16 protein-coding genes are annotated in these 17392 nt (G+C 68.1%); 9 read left to right on the top strand and 7 right to left on the bottom strand.

The window, feature by feature from the left end; all coding sequences use genetic code 11:
- Positions 1-2: 2 nt before the first annotated feature.
- The 6 genes from PCA10_RS20760 (at position 3) to PCA10_RS20735 (ending at position 7376) form a co-directional block, all read left to right on the top strand.
- Positions 3-1043 (top strand): hypothetical protein, encoded by a 1041-nt coding sequence (locus tag PCA10_RS20760; protein ID WP_016494046.1) that lies wholly within the window; start codon positions 3-5, stop codon positions 1041-1043.
- Positions 1044-1229: 186 nt separating this feature from the next.
- A complete protein-coding gene (locus tag PCA10_RS20755; RefSeq protein ID WP_016494045.1) occupies positions 1230-2090 on the top strand; it encodes a LysR family transcriptional regulator in 861 nt (286 codons plus the stop codon).
- 216 nt (positions 2091-2306) lie between these two features.
- Positions 2307-3371, top strand: a complete 1065-nt coding sequence (locus PCA10_RS20750) for a putative 2-aminoethylphosphonate ABC transporter ATP-binding protein (protein ID WP_016494044.1) — start codon at positions 2307-2309, stop codon at positions 3369-3371.
- A 1-nt stretch (position 3372) separates the two neighbouring features.
- Positions 3373-5091 (top strand): putative 2-aminoethylphosphonate ABC transporter permease subunit, encoded by a 1719-nt coding sequence (locus PCA10_RS20745; protein WP_016494043.1) that lies wholly within the window; start codon positions 3373-3375, stop codon positions 5089-5091.
- 40 nt (positions 5092-5131) lie between these two features.
- On the top strand, positions 5132-6151 hold the full coding sequence (locus PCA10_RS20740) for a putative 2-aminoethylphosphonate ABC transporter substrate-binding protein (protein WP_016494042.1): 1020 nt from the start codon (positions 5132-5134) through the stop codon (positions 6149-6151).
- A 97-nt stretch (positions 6152-6248) separates the two neighbouring features.
- Positions 6249-7376 (top strand): TIGR03364 family FAD-dependent oxidoreductase, encoded by a 1128-nt coding sequence (locus PCA10_RS20735; RefSeq protein ID WP_016494041.1) that lies wholly within the window; start codon positions 6249-6251, stop codon positions 7374-7376.
- 128 nt (positions 7377-7504) lie between these two features.
- Here PCA10_RS20735 and PCA10_RS20730 read toward each other — a convergent pair whose 3' ends face one another.
- From PCA10_RS20730 to PCA10_RS20715, 4 genes are read right to left on the bottom strand one after another with little or no spacing between them, the layout of a single operon-like run.
- On the bottom strand, positions 7505-8584 hold the full coding sequence (locus PCA10_RS20730) for an ABC transporter permease (RefSeq protein ID WP_016494040.1): 1080 nt from the start codon (positions 8582-8584) through the stop codon (positions 7505-7507).
- A complete protein-coding gene (locus tag PCA10_RS20725; protein WP_016494039.1) occupies positions 8581-9528 on the bottom strand; it encodes an ABC transporter ATP-binding protein in 948 nt (315 codons plus the stop codon). Before PCA10_RS20725 ends, PCA10_RS20730 begins: the two co-directional genes overlap by 4 nt.
- Positions 9525-10478 carry an HlyD family secretion protein gene (locus PCA10_RS20720; RefSeq protein WP_016494038.1) on the bottom strand — a complete coding sequence of 318 codons (954 nt, stop codon included), beginning with the start codon at positions 10476-10478 and terminating at the stop codon, positions 9525-9527. The genes PCA10_RS20725 and PCA10_RS20720 overlap by 4 nt, the downstream gene beginning before the upstream one ends.
- The gene (locus tag PCA10_RS20715) at positions 10475-11113 is read right to left on the bottom strand and encodes a TetR/AcrR family transcriptional regulator (protein ID WP_016494037.1); all 639 of its coding nucleotides are present in this window, start codon (positions 11111-11113) and stop codon (positions 10475-10477) included. The genes PCA10_RS20720 and PCA10_RS20715 overlap by 4 nt, the downstream gene beginning before the upstream one ends.
- A gap of 193 nt (positions 11114-11306) precedes the next feature.
- On the opposite strand from PCA10_RS20715, the gene PCA10_RS20710 reads away from it, so the two are divergent.
- The 3 genes from PCA10_RS20710 to PCA10_RS20700 are packed head-to-tail and all read left to right on the top strand — an operon-like array spanning position 11307 to position 14354.
- Positions 11307-13295: an FUSC family protein gene (locus tag PCA10_RS20710; RefSeq protein ID WP_016494036.1), complete on the top strand. Its 1989-nt coding sequence runs from the start codon at positions 11307-11309 to the stop codon at positions 13293-13295.
- A complete protein-coding gene (locus PCA10_RS20705; protein ID WP_016494035.1) occupies positions 13282-13488 on the top strand; it encodes a DUF1656 domain-containing protein in 207 nt (68 codons plus the stop codon). Before PCA10_RS20710 ends, PCA10_RS20705 begins: the two co-directional genes overlap by 14 nt.
- Positions 13489-13499: 11 nt before the next feature.
- Positions 13500-14354, top strand: coding sequence for an efflux RND transporter periplasmic adaptor subunit (locus PCA10_RS20700; protein WP_016494034.1), 855 nt, complete (start codon positions 13500-13502; stop codon positions 14352-14354).
- A gap of 693 nt (positions 14355-15047) precedes the next feature.
- On the opposite strand, the gene PCA10_RS20690 is transcribed toward PCA10_RS20700, so the two are convergent.
- From PCA10_RS20690 to PCA10_RS20680, 3 genes are all read right to left on the bottom strand, one after another.
- Positions 15048-15518 (bottom strand): MaoC family dehydratase, encoded by a 471-nt coding sequence (locus PCA10_RS20690; RefSeq protein ID WP_016494032.1) that lies wholly within the window; start codon positions 15516-15518, stop codon positions 15048-15050.
- A complete protein-coding gene (locus PCA10_RS20685) occupies positions 15515-16471 on the bottom strand; it encodes an alpha/beta hydrolase (RefSeq protein ID WP_016494031.1) in 957 nt (318 codons plus the stop codon). The genes PCA10_RS20690 and PCA10_RS20685 overlap by 4 nt, the downstream gene beginning before the upstream one ends.
- Before the next feature lie 64 nt (positions 16472-16535).
- On the bottom strand, positions 16536-17273 hold the full coding sequence (locus PCA10_RS20680) for a substrate-binding periplasmic protein (protein ID WP_016494030.1): 738 nt from the start codon (positions 17271-17273) through the stop codon (positions 16536-16538).
- Positions 17274-17392 lie beyond the last annotated feature (119 nt).

Below are 17392 nucleotides of genomic sequence, written 5' to 3'. Positions count from 1 at the left end.
CGATGAAGGTCGACAATTCCCTCACGTCCATCGCCCTCGCCGATGCCCAGCCGCGCCGCCAGCCGCTGCTGCCGGAAGCGACGCCTGCTTCGCGGCGCAAGGCCGACAAGCTCGCGCCGGAGACCACCGGCGCCGAGCGCGGGCCGGCCAAGAACGCCAGCTTCAACCTGCAGCTGAACCAGCAGCTGTCGTCCATGCAGACGGCCGAGAGCTACCTGGACCAACTGGCCGATCACCTGGGCCAGCTCAAGCTCAACATCGGCCGCGAACTGTCCAACCCGCAGAACGGCGACAAGCCGGCGGTGCGCGACGCGGCCCAGCAGGTCAACAGGCTGCTGGAAGAGCGCAGCAAGCGTTCCGGCAACGCCCTGGACGCCAGCCTGAGGCTGCGCCTGCACGAGCCGGTGCGCAGTCGCTTCAGCCTGCAGGGCCTGGAGTCGGTGGAGAACATCCAGCGCTCCGGCAAGGAAACCCTGCTGTTCTCCGGCGGCCGTGCTCTGGGTGAACCGGTGGCCGTGGTGCTGGACGATGGCATGAGCACCGAGCAGCTGCTGCGGCGCTTCAACGGCAGCCTCGGCCAGGCCGGCATCCGCGCCGAACTGGACCGCGACGGTGCGCTGAAATTCTCCGCCCAGGAAGGCGATTGGCAGGCCCTCCAGGGCCAGCTCAAGGTGCAGGGCGAGGACAAGCTGTTCGCCAAGGGCCGCTTCACCCCGCTGGACAGCCAGGAGGAAGGCTTCAAGCCGTTCCCCAGCGACTTCAAGGGCGACACCCTGCGCGAACTGCGTCAGGTGCTCGACCAGGTGGTGAACGCCCTGGACAAGGTGTCGTCCCTGCGCGAGCAGATCCGCAACCGCCAGGAAGACATCCGCGAATTCCTCGCCCGCCAGTCCAGCAACGACGAAAGGACCTGGGCCCACGACTACGCCAACACCGTGTTCAACCTGATGCGCAAGAGCCCGAGCAACTACGGCGCCGTCAGCCAGACCGTGATCGCCCAGGCCAACCTCAGCCGCTACGCGGTGGTGAGCCTGTTGTCCTGAACCGCGATGGGGATGGCCCTCCTTGTGGGGGCGATTTCAATCGCCAATCGGGCCGCAGGTCCGACCCGTGGCTCGCATGGGGGCGCTGCGCACCCCTTGGCGAATGAATTCGCCCCCACAGCTATCGGAGACGCCTCGGGCTGCGGATAGAATGCGCGGACCCCAGCCGTTCCGAGGTTCCACCCCATGCTCAGCGCCGAGCTCAAGGCCTTCTACATGGTCGCCCGCCTGGGCAGCATCACCCAGGCGGCGAAGAAGCTCGGCCTCAGCCAGCCCACGGTGACCACCCAGATCCGCAACCTGGAAGGCCAGTACGGCGTCGAGCTGTTCCACCGTGGTGGCCGCCGCCTGACGGTGAGCGAGGAGGGCGCGCGGCTGCTGCCCATGGTCAAGGTGCTGCTGCAGCAGGAGGCGGACATCGAGTTCTTCCTGCGCAATTGCGGGCAGATGCAGGGGACCCTGCGCATCGGCGCCACCGCGCCCTACTACATCCTCGACCTGGTGCGCGCCTTCCGCACGCGCTTCCCGCAGATCGACGTGTCCCTGGAAATCGGCAACTCCCAGCAGGTGATCGAGTCCCTGGAGGAGTACCGGGTCGATCTCGCCGCGTCGTCCCAGCACCTGGACGATGCCCGGCTCACGCGCATCGTCCTCGGCAGCGACCCCCTGGTCCTGGCGGTGCACCGCGAGCATCCCCTGGCGCGGCGCAAGTCTGTCGAGCTGGCCGACCTCAAGGGCCATTGCCTGCTGATGCGCGAACCCGGCTCCACCACCCGCCAGCTCACCGAAGACATGCTCAAGGGGGCTGGCATTTCCATCGGCCCGCTGCTGGAAATCGGCAGCCGAGAATCCATCCGCGAGGCGGTGATCCGCAATCTCGGCATCAGCATCATCGCCCGCCACGAAGTGCCGGATAACCCCGAGCTGCGGGTGATCGAGCTCAAGGGCGCACCGCTGATCGACGAGTACCTCTATTGCCTCAAGGAGCGCCGCCAGGCGCGCCTGCCGGCGGCCTTCCTGACTCTCGCTCGCGACTCGCATCCGTAGGATGGGTTGAGCCTGCGATACCCATCAATCCGGACCGCATGGGTATCGCTTCGCTCAACCCATCCTACGATTCGGTAACTCCCCGCTTCGCAAATCCACCAATGCCACTATTGGTGTCTTTGCGCCTACCGCCATCTGACGTTCGCATTGCCTCCCTAGCATCCACCTCGTCGAGTCGTGCAGCCGTGCACGCCAACCGCTCAACGAGGTACCGCCATGACCCCCGCCGACCAGCACAGCGCCAGCCATATGCAGGTGCGAGATATCCACAAGCGCTTCGGCCATTTCACCGCTTTGGACGGTGTGTCCCTGGATGTCGCCGAGGGCGAGCTGGTGTGCCTGCTGGGGCCGTCCGGCTGCGGCAAGACCACCCTGCTGCGTTGCATCGCCGGGCTGGAGCGGCAGGACAGCGGCACCCTGCACATCGGCGCGCGGGATATCTCGCACCTGCCGCCCCAGGCCCGTGACTACGGCATCCTGTTCCAGTCCTATGCGCTGTTCCCCAACCTCAGCGTCGAGCAGAACATCGCCTACGGCCTGGCCGGCAGCGGCCGCGAGCAGGTCCGCGCGCGGGTGGCCGAGATGCTCGAACTGGTGGGGCTGACCGGCAGCGAGAAGAAGTTCCCCGGCCAGCTGTCCGGCGGACAGCAGCAGCGCGTGGCGCTGGCCCGCGCCCTGGCGCCAGCGCCGTCCCTGTTGTTGCTGGACGAGCCCATGTCGGCCCTGGACGCCCGCGTCCGCGAGCATCTGTGCACCGAGCTGCGCCAGCTGCAGAAGCGCCTCGGCATCACCACCCTGATGGTCACCCACAACCAGGACGAGGCGATGCTCATGGCCGACCGCATCGCGGTGATGAACCAGGGCCGGGTCGAGCAGTACGGCACCCCGCAGGCGATCTACCGCGAGCCGGCGACGCCCTTCGTCGCCGAGTTCGTCGGCCAGGGCAACTGGCTGCCCTTCGCCTCCCGCCGGGACGGTCACGCCCAGGTCGGCGACCTCGCCCTGCGCCTGCCGGAACAGGCCAATGGCGCCGCCAGCGGCCGCCTGTTCTGCCGCCCCGAGGCCATCGCCATCAACCCGTCCGAGCAACAGGACAACCGCTTCCGCGCCCAGGTGCGGGAGATCACCTTCCTCGGCAACCGCTGCCGCATGAGCTTCGAGCTGGAACAGCTGCCCGGCCATCCACTGCTGGCGGAGCTGGACCCGGCGCTGCTGCCGCGCCTGGGCACCCCGGATATCTGGGTGGCCCTGCCGTCCCGCAGCCTGCAGGTGTTCGCCTGACATGGATGCCGTGATCAAGCTGGACAAGACCTTCCCCCAGGGCTCGTCGCGCGGCGAGCTGGGTGACCGCCTCTTCGTGCAGGGCGGCAAGTACCTGTTCCTCGGCCTGCTGGTGCTGGCGGTGCTGTTGCCGCTGCTGGCGATCTTCTGGCGCGGCTTCAGCGGCGAGGCGGGGCAGGGCGGCGGCCTGGTCGCGGCCAGGGAACTGCTGGCCAGCGCCAACTTCCACTGGTTGCTGGGCAATAGCCTGAAGGTCTCCCTCAGCGTGGCCGCCATCGTGGTGCCCAGCGCCTACCTGTTCGCCTACGCCCTGCAACGCACGCTGATTCCGGCCAAGGGCCTGTGGCGGGGGATTTCCCTGCTGCCGCTGCTGGCGCCCTCGATGCTGCCGGGCATCGCCTTGATCTACCTGTTCGGTAACCAGGGCCTGTTCCGCGACTGGCTGCCGGACAACATCTATGGCTTCTGGGGCATCGTCCTCGGCCAGGCCATCTACACCTTCCCCCATGCGCTGATGGTGCTGCTCTCGGCGCTGTCGATGGCCGATGCGCGCCTGTTCGACGCTGCCGCGAGCATGGGCGCGGGGCCCTGGAAGGCGTTCCGCAGCATCACCTGGCCGGCCACCCGGCAGGCCGCGTTCGCCGCCTTCTGCCTGGTGTTCACCCTGTGCATTACCGACTTCGGCGTGCCAGTGGTGGTGGGCGGCGATTACCAGGTACTGGCCCTGGAGGCCTACAAGGCGGTGGTGGGCCAGCAGCAGTTCGGCCGTGGCGCGCTGATCGGCATGGTGCTGCTGCTGCCGGCGCTGCTCAGCTTCGGCGTCGACGCCTGGCTGCGCCGCCGCCAGGGCGAAGCCATGAGCGGCCGCGCCCAGGTGTTCCACCCGGCGCCGCACAAGGTCCGCGATGTCTGCTTCCTGGCCCTGGTGCTGGTGGTCTGCGCGGTCCTGCTGCTGGTGCTGGGCATGGCGGTGTACTCGTCCCTGGTGAAGTTCTGGCCCTACAACCTGTCACTCTCCCTGCGCCACTACGCCTTCGAGGAAACCGCCGGCGGCGGCTGGCTGGCCTACCGCAACAGCCTGACCCTGGCGACCTGCACGGCGATCTTCGGTAGCGCGCTGATCTTCACCGGCGCCTACCTGATGGAGAAGACCCGTGGCCAGCAATGGCTGAACCAGGCCCTGCGCCTGCTCAGCTTCGTGCCCATGGCGGTGCCCGGCCTCGTGCTGGGCCTGGGCTACGTGTTCTTCTTCAACCTGCCGGGCAATCCGCTGCATGTGCTCTACGGCAGCATGACCCTGCTGGTGATCTGCTCCATCGCGCACTTCCTGACCACCGCGCAGATGACCGCCACCACCGCCCTGCGCCAGCTCGACGGCGAGTTCGAGGCCGCCGCGCTGTCGCTGAAGGCCCCGCTCTGGCGCCACTACCTGCGGGTGACGCTGCCGATCTGCCTGCCGGCGCTGCTGGACATCATCCGCTACCTGTTCGTCTCGGCCATGACCACGGTGTCGGCGGCCATCTTCCTCTACAGCCCGGACAGCATCCTCGCCGCCGTGGCCGTGCTGAACATGGACGACGCCGGCAACGTCGGCGGTGCCGCCGCCATGTCGACCCTGATCCTGCTGACCTCCGCCGCGGTGTCCCTGCTGCTGGCCTGGGCCTCGCGCGGCGTGCTGCGTCGCTCCCAGGCCTGGCGCCAGGGCACCCCGGGCAACTGAACAACCACAACCCCAAGCCATCCCGACCAGGAGTTCTTCCATGTTCAAACGCCTCGCCCTCGCCGCCGCCGTCATGGCCGGCTTCAGCCTCCAGGCCCAGGCCGCCACCACGCTGACTGTCTACACCGCCCTGGAAGCCGAGCAGCTGTCGGCCTACAAGAAGGCCTTCGAAGCGCAGAACCCGGATATCGAGATCAAGTGGGTGCGTGACTCCACCGGCATCATCACCGCCAAGCTGCTGGCCGAGAAGGACCGCCCCCAGGCCGACGCCGTGTGGGGCCTGGCCGCCTCCAGCCTGGCCATCCTCGATCAGCAGGGCATGCTGGAAAAATACGCCCCCGAACACCTGGACAGCATCGGCGCCAACTACCGCGACGCCGCCAACCCGCCGGCCTGGGTGGGCATGGACGTGTGGGCCGCGACCATCTGCTTCAACACCGTGGAAGCCGAGAAGCAGGGCCTGGCCAAGCCGGTGAGCTGGGAAGACCTGACCAAGCCCGAGTACCAGGGCAAGATCGTGATGCCGAACCCGGCGTCCTCCGGCACCGGTTTCCTCGACGTCAGCGCCTGGCTGCAGACCTTCGGCGAGAAGCAGGGCTGGGCCTACATGGATGGCCTGCACCAGAACATCGGCCAGTACGTCCACTCCGGCTCCAAGCCGTGCAAGCTGGCCGCCGCCGGCGAGTTCCCCATCGGCATCTCCTTCGAGTACCCGGCCGTGCAGCTGAAACGCCAGGGCGCGCCGCTGGACATCGTCCTGCCCAAGGAAGGCCTGGGCTGGGAGATCGAGGCCACCGGCATCGTCAAGGGCACCGACCAGCTGGATGCGGCGAAGAAGCTCGCCGACTTCTCCGCCAGCCCGGCGGCGATGAACCTCTACAAGGAAAACTTCGCCGTGCTCGCCGCCCCCGGCATCGCCAAGCCGCAGACCGAACTGCCGGCCGACTACGAGCAGCGCCTGATCAAGAACGACTTCGCCTGGGCCTCGCAGAACCGCGACCAGATCCTCGCCGAATGGCGCAAGCGCTACGACGGCAAGTCCGAGAAGCTGCCGCAGTAACACCGGGGTTCGGCTCCCTGCACCAATAGCCCCTCTCCCCCTGGGAGAGGGGTTGGGGTGAGGGAAGTCGGAGCCCGCTCGATCCCAAGGAGTCCCCATGCTGCAAGACACCGATATCGCCATCGTCGGCGCCGGCATCCTCGGCCTTTCCCACGCCTACGCCGCCGCCCGCCGTGGCCTGCGCGTCAGCGTCTTCGAACGCAGCGCCACGCCGCTCGGCGCCTCGGTACGCAACTTCGGCCAGGCCCTGGTCACCGGCCAGCCACCGGGCCCCATGCAGGCCCTGGCCAAGGAAAGCCGCGAGATCTGGGCCGGCTGGGCCGAGGCCGCCGGCTTCCATATCCGCCGTGAGGGCTCCCTGCTGCTGGCCCGTACCCGCGCCGAGGAAGAACTGCTGGAGGCGTTCTGCGAGGTGCGCGCGCCGGAGCACGGCTACCGCGTCGAACTGCTGCGCGGCGAACGCCTGCACGACCTCTACCAGGGGCAGTTCAGCCACCACCGCGCGGCGCTGCTGGGGCTGGACGACCAGCAGGTCTATTCCCGCGAGGCCGTGCCGGCGCTGGTGGACCATCTGCGCCGCGAGCATGGCGTCGAGTTTCATTTCTCCACCCTGGTTCGCGACGTCGAACCGGGGGTTATCCACAGCACCCTGGGCCGTTGCCGCGCGGGGCAGATCATCGTCTGCTCCGGCCACGACTATCAGACCCTGCTGGCCGAGCAGATCGCACCGTTGCAGCCGCAGGTGTGCCGCCTGCAAATGCTGCGGGTGCGTCCCGAGCGCGACTTCGGCCTGCGCCAGGCGGTGCTCACGGGGCTGAGCTGCGTGCACTACGGCGCCTTCGCCGACCTGCCGGAAGCCGAGGCCATCCGCGAGCAGATCCGCGAGCAGCAGCCTGAGCTGGAAGAACACGGCATCCACCTGCTGGTCAGCCCGACGCCCTATGGCGAGCTGATCGTCGGCGACTCCCACCACTACGGCAGCGATGCCTCGCCCTTCAACGCCGAGGCGGTGGACGACATCCTGCTGGCGCTGGCGGAGCAGACCCTGGGCACCCGCCTGCAGGTGGTCGAGCGTTGGCAGGGTGTCTACGGCGCACGCGGGCCGGGACCTTTCTCGGTGCTCAAGGCCGCGCCTGGTGTGACCGGCGTATTGATGCACAGCGGCGTTGGCATGAGCGTAGGGCCGGCGTTGGGTGAGCGGACCATCGCGAGTCTGCTGTCGTAGGCCGGTGTAGGGGCGAATTCATTCGCCAAGGGCGGCGTAGCCGCCCTCGGGAATCGAAAGGGCAGGCCTGCGGCCTGCCTGGCGAATGAATTCGCCCCTACAGAAAAAGATGGCCCAGCCGACGGAAATCAATCCAGCCGCTTGTGCACCCGCATCACCGCAACGGTCAGCATCACCAGGGTGAAGATCACCAGCACCACCAGCTCCAGCCAGAGCTCGGCCAGGCCGGCGCCGCGCAGCATGATGCCCCGGGCCAGGCGCAGGAAATGGGTCAGCGGCAGCACCTCGGCTATCCACTGCGCCGCCACCGGCATGCCGGCGAAGGGGAACATGAAGCCGGACAGCAGGATCTGCGGCAGGAAGGTGAAGAAGGCCATCTGCATTGCCTGGAACTGGCTGCGCGCCAGGGTGGAGATGAACACCCCCAGGGTCAGGCTGGCGAAGATGAACACCAGGGATGCGCCATACAGCTCCAGCAGGGAACCGCGCACCGGTACGTCGAACAGCCACAGGCCCACCAGGAGAATCACCGTCACCTGCACCAGGCCGATGCCGACGAAGGGCAACACCTTGCCCAGGGTCAGTTCCCAGGGCGACAGCGGCGTGGTGATCAGCAGTTCCATGTTGCCGCGCTCGCGTTCGCGCACCAGGGCGATGGCGGTGAACAGCACCATGGTCATGGTGAGGATCACGCCGATCAGCCCCGGCACCGTGTTCAGCGGCGCCAGGCGTTCCGGGTTGTAGAAGTTCACCACCTCGACCCCGGTGGGCTGTTCCCAGCCGGGCAGGGGAAAGGCCGCCAGCTGCCGGGCGGAGGCCTGCACCACCTGGTCGGAGCCGTCCACCACCAGTTGCAGCGGTGGGCGGTCGCGGCGTTCCAGGCGCGCCTCGAAGTCCGGGGGCACCACCAGGGCGGCGCTGATGCTGCCGTCGCGCAGCAGCTGGTTGAGCTGCTGCGGGTTGTTGATCCGGTAGCGGAAGTCCAGCACCTGGCTGGCGCCGAGTTCGGCCACCACTTCACGGGAGCGGGCGGTGTCGGCCTGGTCCATCACGGCGGCGTGCAGGCCGCGCACGTCCATGTTGATGGCGTAGCCGAAGAGCACCAGCTGCATGATCGGGATGCCGACGATCATGGCGAAGGTCAGGCGGTCGCGGCGCAGCTGGCGCAGTTCCTTGAGGACGATGGCCCCCAGGCGGCGCAGGTTCATGACGGGGCTCCGGCCCGTTCCAGCGGGCGGTGGGTGACGGCGACGAAGACGTCTTCGAGGTTGGCGTCGGTGGGCTTCACCTCGGCCTCCACGCCCTGGTCGGCCAGGCGCCTGGCGACGCGATCGTGGGCATCTTCCACGGCACTGAGCACCCGCAACGTGGCGCCGATCTGGGCCATGGCGATGACCTCCGGGGCGCCTTGCAGGGCGCGCTGGGCCTGGCGTGGCTGGGCGCATTCCACCAGCAGCGGGCGGCCGGGCAGGGCGGCCATCAGTTCGGTGGGGCTGCCGTCGGCCACCAGGCGGCCGGCGTCGAGGATGCCCAGGCGGGTGCAGCGTTCGGCTTCGTCCATGTAGTGGGTGGAGACCAGCAGGGTGGTGCCGGCCTCGGCCAGTTCGAACAGCGAATCCCAGAATTCCCGGCGCGACTGCGGGTCCACGGCGCTGGTGGGTTCGTCCAGCAGCAGCAGGTCGGGTTTGTGCAGTACCGCGCCGGCCAGGGCCAGGCGCTGTTTCTGGCCGCCGCTCATGGTGCCGGCCAACTGCGTGCGGCGGTCCGCCAGCCAGTAGCGCTCCAGCAGTTCGTCGATGCGCTGGCGCGCCGCCTTGCGGTCCAGGCCCTGGACGGTGGCGAGGAATTCCAGGTTCTCGCCCACGGTCAGGTCTTCGTACAGGGAGAACTTCTGGGTCATGTAGCCGATGCGCCGTTTCAGCGCCTCGGCGTCCTGGGGAATGCGGCAGCCGAGTACTTCGATCTCGCCGGCACTCGGCAGCAGCAGGCCGCAGAGCATGCGGATGGTGGTGGACTTGCCGCAGCCGTTGGGGCCGAGGAAACCGAACACCTCGGCGCGATCGACCTTGAGGTTGAGCCCGTCCACCGCGGTGAGCTGGCCAAAACGCTTGGTCAGGCCGGTGGCGCGGATCACCGCTTCCTGGCCGTTCATTGGGCAACCCGTTGTGCCTGCACCGGCAGGCCGGCGGGCAACTGCCGCGCGGCCTCGCCTTCCAGCACCAGCTCGGCACGGTAGACCAGGCGGCTGGCGTCCGCGCCGGTCAGGGCGAAGTAGGGGGTGAAACTGGATTCGCTGGCGATGCTGCGCACCCGTGCAGTGAAGGGGTCGGCCACGCCTTCTACCGTCACTTTCAGTTCGTCGCCTATGGCGATGTTCGGGCGCACCGAGGCCGGCACGTAGACCCGTGCGTAGGGCGCATCGCCCACCAGCAGGCTGACCAGCTCGGCGTTCAGCGGCGGCTGGTCGCCGGGCTTGAAGGGCAGGGCGTCGACCCGCCCGGCGCGGGGCGCGCGCAGGCTCAGGTGTTCGCGATCGACCTTGAGCTGTGCCAGCCGACCCTGGGCGGCCTGGAGCTGGGCGCTGGCCTGTTCGATCTGTTCCGGGCGGGTGCCGTTGGTGAGCTCGCGCAACTGGGCGTCGGCATTGCTCACCGTGGCGCGGGACTGGTCGCGGGCGGCGCGGGCGCGGTCCAGTTCGGCGATGGCCACCTGGCGGCGCTGGTAGAGGGATTCGATGCGCTGGAAGTTGCGCTCGGCATCGGTGAGTTCGGCGCGGTTGCGGCTCAGGGTGGCGCGGGCGGCGTCCACGGTTTCGCTGCGCGCGCCGTTGCTCAGCTCGGCCAGCCGGGCCTGGGCCTGGCCGACATCGCCTTCGGCCTCCTTGAGGCGGGCGTCGACCCGGCGCGGGTCGAGCTCCAGCAGCAGTTGGCCGGCGTCCACCCGGTCGCCCTCGGCCACGCGCCAGCTGAGGATGGTTTCCGAGGCTTCGGCGGGCAGGCCCACGCGGTCCCACTCCAGGGTGCCGAGCAGGGTCTGCCCGGCACGGTCTTCGCAGCCGGCCAGCAGGGCCAGGACCAGCAGGCAGGGGAGCAGGCGCTTCATGGCGTGATCTCCAGGCCGCGTTCGAGCAGCGCCAGTATGTGTTTGACCATGGCCTCGTCGCCGATCTCCGGGCTGGCAAAGATGCCGCGCCAGATCGGACTGGCGGCGTAGGGCAGCATCACCACGCTCATCAGCGAAACCACCAGCAGGCGTGGGTCGAGGTCGGGGTTGAGGCGGCCGGCGGACTGTGCGGCGGCGAAGCGCTGGGCCAGCAGCAGCGGCACCATGGGCGCGAAGCGGCTGGGCATCAGCGTGCGCAGGGCGCCGCCTTCGCAGAGCACTTCGCGCACCCAGAGCGGCGGCAGCCAGGGGTTCTTGCTGAGGTTGGCGCTCATGCCGCGAACGAAGGCGGTGATCAGCTCGCGGGGGTCGTCGCCGATCTGCTGCAGGCGCTCGGCCATGCCCTGGAACAGCGGCAACAGGCGTTCTTCCACCAGGGCGTCCACCAGGCGCTGCTTGTTGCCGAAGTAGTAGTTGACCAGGGCCGGCGTCACCCCTGCCTGCTGGGCGATGGCGCGCAGGCTGGAGGCCTGGATGCCGGTATGGGCGAAGGACTCGGCGGCGGCGTCCAGCAGGCGTTCACGCTGGAGCTGGGAGTCACCGGTGGGGCGGCCCGGGGAGCGGGGGCGGGACATGTGGGGCATCTCCGGTCAGGGTCAGGGGACGACATTTTTATTTAAATATGCATTTAATTAATTAGCAACGCGAAGCCGACGAACGTAGGCGATGCCTCCAGGCGAATGACGACATCGAGCCGGTAATGAGGGGTGCGCATGGGCTGCGCCGGTCTATCTTGATTGTCATCCGGATCATCCTTGGACCTCGCCTGTGCGCGACAACCTGCGTGCCTTCCTGGCGCCCGACATGCTGGCGCTGCAGTTCGCGATCAAGACCCTGCTGGGCGGCGGCCTCGCGCTCTGGCTGGCGTACCGCTTCGACCTGCAGCAACCGCAGTGGGCGCTGATGACCGCTTTCATCGTCGCCCAGCCGCTGTCCGGCATGGTGGTGCAGAAGGGCCTGGCGCGGCTGCTCGGCACCCTGGTGGGCACCGCCATGTCGGTGCTGATCATGGCGCTCTTCGCCCAGACCCCCTGGCTTTTCCTGCTGGCCCTGGCCCTCTGGCTGGGCTTTTGTACCGCCGCCTCCACCATGATGCGCAGCGCCTGGTCCTATGCCTTCGTGCTGGCCGGCTACACGGTGGCCATCATCGGCCTGCCCGCCATCGCCCACCCGCTGGCCGTGTTCGACCAGGCGGTGGCGCGCTCCACGGAAATCTGCCTCGGCATCCTCTGCGCCACCCTGACCAGCGCGCTGCTCTGGCCCCAGCGGGTGGAACTGCAGCTGGCGCGCCAGGCGCGGGACACCTGGGAATGCGGTGTCCAGGCGGCGATCTCGGCACTCAAGGGCGAACGCCAGGAGCGCCAGGGATTGCTCGGCGTCCTGGGGCGCATCGTCGCCGTGGACGCCCAGCGCGAGCACGCCTGGTTCGAGGGCAGTCGCGGCCGCCAGCGGGCGGTGGCCTTGCAGGCGCTCAGCCATGACCTGCTCAGCCTGTTGCGCCTGGCCCGTGGTGTAGCCCGTCAGTGGCTGCAATTGAGCGAGGGTGAGGCGCAAGTGTTGCGACCCTGGTTGGAGGAATTGGAACAGGCCCTGGTCGAGCCCGATGTCGCGCACCTGGACACCCTGCGCGAACGCTTGCTGGTGGCCTCTGAGAACGACGCGCTGTCCACCATCCAGCAGTACTGCCTGGTGCGCATGGCGGTGCTGGCCCGCCAGGCAGCGGCGGCGGTGGTGGCCATGCACGGGGTGGAACGTGGCGAGGCGCCAGCGGACGCACCGCCGCCCCTGTCCGCCCACCGCGATGTGCAGACCGCCGCCATCTACGGCCTGCGCAGCTCCCTGGCGTTCCTGGGACTGTCGGCCTTCTGGCTGGCCACCGCCTGGACCTCGGCCGTGGGTGCCCTGACCCTGACCTGTGTGATCTGTGGCCTGTTCGCCAGTCGCGAGAACGCCGAGCAGATCGGCATGCTGTTCCTGCGCGGGATCCTCTATGCGCTGCCGGTGGCGTTTTTCGTCGGCCAGGTGTTGCTGCCCCAGCTCAGCGGCTTCGCGATGCTCTGCATGGCCTTGGGGGTGCCGCTGTTCTTCGGCGCGCTGGGGATGGCCAGGCCCGCCATCGGGGCGACCGCCACGTCCTTCTGCCTGCATTTCATCGTGCTCTGCGCACCGCTGAACGTCATGCGCTTCGATGTCGGGCTGTTTCTCAACGAGGCGGTTTCCATGCTGCTTGGCGTGGGCTTTGCGGTGTACGTCTTCCGCCTGATCCCCCTGCGTAATCCGGTCTGGCATGGCCGGCGCCTGCTCAAGGCGTCGCTGAACGACCTGGCGCGTCTCACCGGTGTACGCCTGGCGGGTGCGGAGAACTGGTTCGGCGGACGCATGGCGGATCGCCTGATGCAACTGGCGCGGTTCTACCCGGTGCTGCCGGAGCAGAGCCGCAGCCGCTGGGACGACGGCCTGGCCAGCCTGGACCTGGGGGACGAACTGCTGCACCTGCGCCGCTGCCTGGCGGCGGCGGACCGTCCGCTCGGGGTATCGGAGGATCGCTTCCTGCGGGAACTGGAGCGCACCCTGTTGCAAGGGCCGGCACCCGGTCGCGCCCAGGCCCTCGACAGTGCCGTCGGTGAGCTACTGACCGCGCTGCGTGCGGCGGGACGCAGCGTCGACCGGCGCCTGGCGCAGGCGGCGCTGTTGCAGCTGCAGCAGAGCTGGCGGCAATGGTGCGAACAACAGGAGACGAGCCATGGGCTTGCGTGAATGGGCGCTGGGCGGTGTGCTGCTCAGCCCCTTTCTGCTCTATGCGGTGCTGGCGCTGCTGGTGACCGGCGTGTTGCGTGTGGTCCTGGCGAAGCTCGGGCTGGCGCGCTGGATCTGGCACGAAGCGTTGTTCGACTGTGCCCTGTATGTCTGTGTGCTGGCGGCGCTGGTGGCGCTGACCGAGCACTGGTGAAGGAGAAAGAAATGCGTTCGATGGTACGTGTGCTGGTCACCCTCAGCCTGGTCGCGGTGGCCCTGGTGGCCGGCTATGGCCTCTGGCAGCACTACATGCTCGCTCCCTGGACCCGCGATGCGCGGGTCCGCGCGGACGTGGTGGTGATCGCGCCGGACGTGTCCGGCTGGGTGATGGAACTCAAGGTCCAGGACAACCAGGAGGTGAAAGCCGGCGACCTGCTGCTCACCGTCGACCGCGAACGCTACCAGGCCGCCCTGGAGCGAGCCCGCGCGGTGGCCGACACCCGCCAGCACCAGTTGCGCCTGCGTGAGCACGAGGCGTCCCGCCGCGAGCACCTGGGGCCCCAGGCGATCAGCGCCGAACTGAAGGAGAACGCGCTGATCACCGCCGAAGTGGCCCGCGCCGAATTCCGCGAGGCCCAGGCGGAACTGCGGGTGGCCGAACTGAACCTGTCCCGCAGCGAACTGCATGCCCCGCGCAACGGGCATGTGACCAACCTGCGCCTGGCCCAGGGCAACTTCGTCAACGCCGGCCAGCCGGTGATGGCCCTGGTGGATGATGCTTCCTTTTTCATCCAGGCCTATTTCGAGGAGACCAAGCTGCCGCGTATCAAGGTCGGCGCGCCGGTGCGGGTCTGGCTGATGAGCGGCGGCAAGCCGTTGAGCGGTACGGTGGAGAGCATCAGCCGCGGCATTACCGACCGCAACGCAAGCCCTGATGCGCAGCTGTTGGCCAATGTCGAGCCGACCTTCAACTGGGTGCGGTTGGCCCAGAGGATTCCGGTGCGGATCAAGCTGGACAAGGTTCCGGAGGGGGTTCAGCTGAGTGCGGGGATGACGGCGAGTGTGAGGGTGGAGGAGTAGGGGGATGCTTTCGTAGGTTGGTGCCGAGGGACGAGGCCCAACGCGGGGTGATGGATTGGCTGGCTTCTGGCTCGATTACGTGTGTGCTGTGGGTTTCTGTTTCGCCCTCCCGGACGAGTCCCTTTTGCAGTCGTTCAAAAGGAACCAAAAAACTTGCCCCTGCATCCGGCCCCGGCTTCGCCGGGGTTCCCTCCCTTCATCGCTGTTCCAGGGGCACGGCGCGAGGGGCCATCCCTGGCCCCGCGCGCCTCTCGCGGCATCCATGCCGCTCGTCCCCTTCCACAACGATTCCGCTCGGCCTCCTGAAGGGGCTCTCCGCGCGGCGTCATCTTCGTTGCTTCGTTTCAGGCCGGTATGGGCAACAGGACTGCTTCGCGCCTGCCTGCGCGAGTCACCCCTCGTCCTTCGGGAGAGGGGCGGGGGAGAGGGAATCATCCGCCATTACGTGGATGTCGCTTTTCACATCCACCATCGGCGCTCGGCCTAACCCCGCCTGGTGGGCCGATGAAGCACGGTCCACATCGCTGCCCGTTTCCCCCCGGCCGCGCGGGCTACCGGCGTAGGGTGCGCTGCGCGCACCGAGGAGGTCGTACTGGGCCTTGGTGCGCACGGCGCACCCTACGGGGCCGGCCAATTCGGCGACCCACAAAAAAGCCCGGATCATCTCCGGGCTTTTTCATTGCCAGCCAAACCTCAGCCGATGGTGATCGGCGGCAGCTCCGGCAGTTCCACCGACAGCTGCTGCTTGGGCGCCAGCACTTCGGCCTCGCCGTCCACCACCTGGTCGGCGTTCTGGTTGAACACGCGGGTGGCGATGCGCACGCGGTTCTTCGGCAGCTTCTCGAGGATTTCCAGCTCCACGGTCAGGCTGTCGCCAAGCTTCACCGGGCGGGTGAACTTCAGTTGCTGGCCGAGGTAGATGCTGCCCGGGCCGGGCATCTCGCAGGCGATGGCGGCGCTGATCAGGGCGCCGGTGAACATGCCGTGGGCGATGCGCTCCTTGAACATGGTGCCGGCGGCGTACTCGGCATCCAGGTGCACCGGATTGCGGTCACCGGAAACGGCGGCGAACAGCTGGATGTGGCGTTCTTCCACGGTGGTGGAGAAGCTGGCTTTCTGGCCGACTTCGAGGGCGTCGTAGGTGAAGTTGGTTACCTGGCTCATGCGGTCTCCTTGGCGTGTGGTTGCGTTCGACTGTGGGCGAGGGCGTGCTCCAGCCAGTCGATCAGGTCGCGGGTCACCTCGTCGCGGTTGCTCTCGTTGAGCAGCTCGTGGCGGGCGTCGGGGTAGAGGTTCAGCTGCACGTCCCTGATGCCGGCGCGGCGCAAGGCCGCAGCCAGGTCGTGCAGGCGCCGGCCATCGCTGACTGGGTCGCGTTCGCCGCCGATCACCAGCAGCGGCAGGTCGGGGTCGATCTGCGCCAGGTTCTTCGGCGGGGTGATGCTCTGAAGCCCGCCGAGCAGGTCGAGCCACAACTGGTTGGTGCAGCGGAAACCACAGAGCGGGTCGCTTACGTACTTGTCCACTTCCAGCGGGTCGCGGCTGAGCCAGTCGAAGGTGCTGCGATTGGGCTTGAAGGCCTTGTTGAAGGAGCCGAACGAGAGAAACTCGATCAGCGCGCTGCGGCCCGTCGGGCCTTGGCGCCAGCGTTCGAAACGGGCCAGCAGGGCGGCCACCCGGTACAGCGCCACCGGCTGGTAGTTGGAGCCGGAGAGAATGGCCCCCTGCAGGCTGCTGCTGTGCTGCATCAGGTAGGCCTGGCCGATGTAGCTGCCCATGCTGTGGCCCAGCAGGAAGATCGGCGCTTGCGAGTGCCGCTGGCGGATGTGGTGGTTGAGGCTGGCCAGGTCGCCGATTACCTTGCTCCAGCCATCCTCGGCCGCGTACTGGCCGAGGACGCCATGCTCGGCGCTGCGGCCATGGCCGCGCTGGTCGAGGGCGTAGAGCTCGAAGCCGGCCGCCACCAGGTCCTGGCCCAGGCGGGCGTAGCGGCCGCTGTGCTCGGCCATGCCGTGGGAGAGCATCACCACCGCCCTGGGCGGGGCCTCGCCGAACCAGTGGTTGACGTACAAGGGCACTGCATCGCTGGCGTCGAGCCAGAAGGCATCGTGGCGCATGGCCGATCCTTTTGCCGGGGAATCGGCGCATTGTGCACGGGCGCGGGGGAGGCGCAAAGCCCGCTTACGGGGAGGGGCTGTTGTGGCGTTCGAGGATGCGCGTGTACTCGCCGCTGGCCAGCAGGGCGCGCAGGCCCTGTTCGTAGACCTTCGCCCAGTCCGGCTGTCCGGGCTGGGGGGCGGTGAAACCCGCCAGCAGGGGAATCCGCGCCAGGGCCGGCGGCTGCCAGCTGAGCTTGCCGCGCAGGTGCTCGTCCGCCGTCACCAGGTGCTGGCCCACCACGCGTTCGAGCAGGACGAGGTCGAAGCGGCCCGCGTCCAGCTTGCGCAGGTTGGAAATGTCGTCCACCGCTTCCTCGGTGACGATGCCCGAGCGCAGGATGCTCTGCGGGTAGCCGTAGCCCCTGACCACGCCGACCTTGTGGCCCCTGAGCTGGGTCAGGTCGTTGAACCGGACCGGCGTGTCGTTGCGCACGAACAGGCCCAGCTCGCTGTAGAACAGCGGGCGCGAGGCATGCAGGTTTTCCTCGATTATCTCCCGTGGCCAGAGGGCCAGGGCGCCCTGGTAATGGCCGCTGTGCAGCGCCGCGCGCACCCGCGCCCAGGGCATGAAGTCCACCTGCACCTTGTGGCCCTGGGTGGCGAAGGCGCGCGTCGTCAGTTCCACGATGCTGCCACCCGCGGGCAGTTGCTGGGAGCAGTAGGGCGGGTACTCGAGCGTCGCCAGGCGCAGGTCGGCCCAGGCAGCGCAGCTGGTGAACAGGCTGGGCAGCAGGACGAAGAGGGCCAGTAGAAATCGCATGGGGTGGTTTGCAGTCCCTGTCGTACATTGGTTCCGATCCTATGTGAATCTAACCGGACTATCCGCAAGATTCACGCGGTCTATATCGCTGGGCCGAGTATTTGCGCTGCCAACAGGAG

The organism is Pseudomonas resinovorans NBRC 106553, assembly GCF_000412695.1.
GTDB lineage: Bacteria > Pseudomonadota > Gammaproteobacteria > Pseudomonadales > Pseudomonadaceae > Metapseudomonas > Metapseudomonas resinovorans_A.
This window is presented reverse-complemented; position numbering and strand designations above follow the sequence as displayed.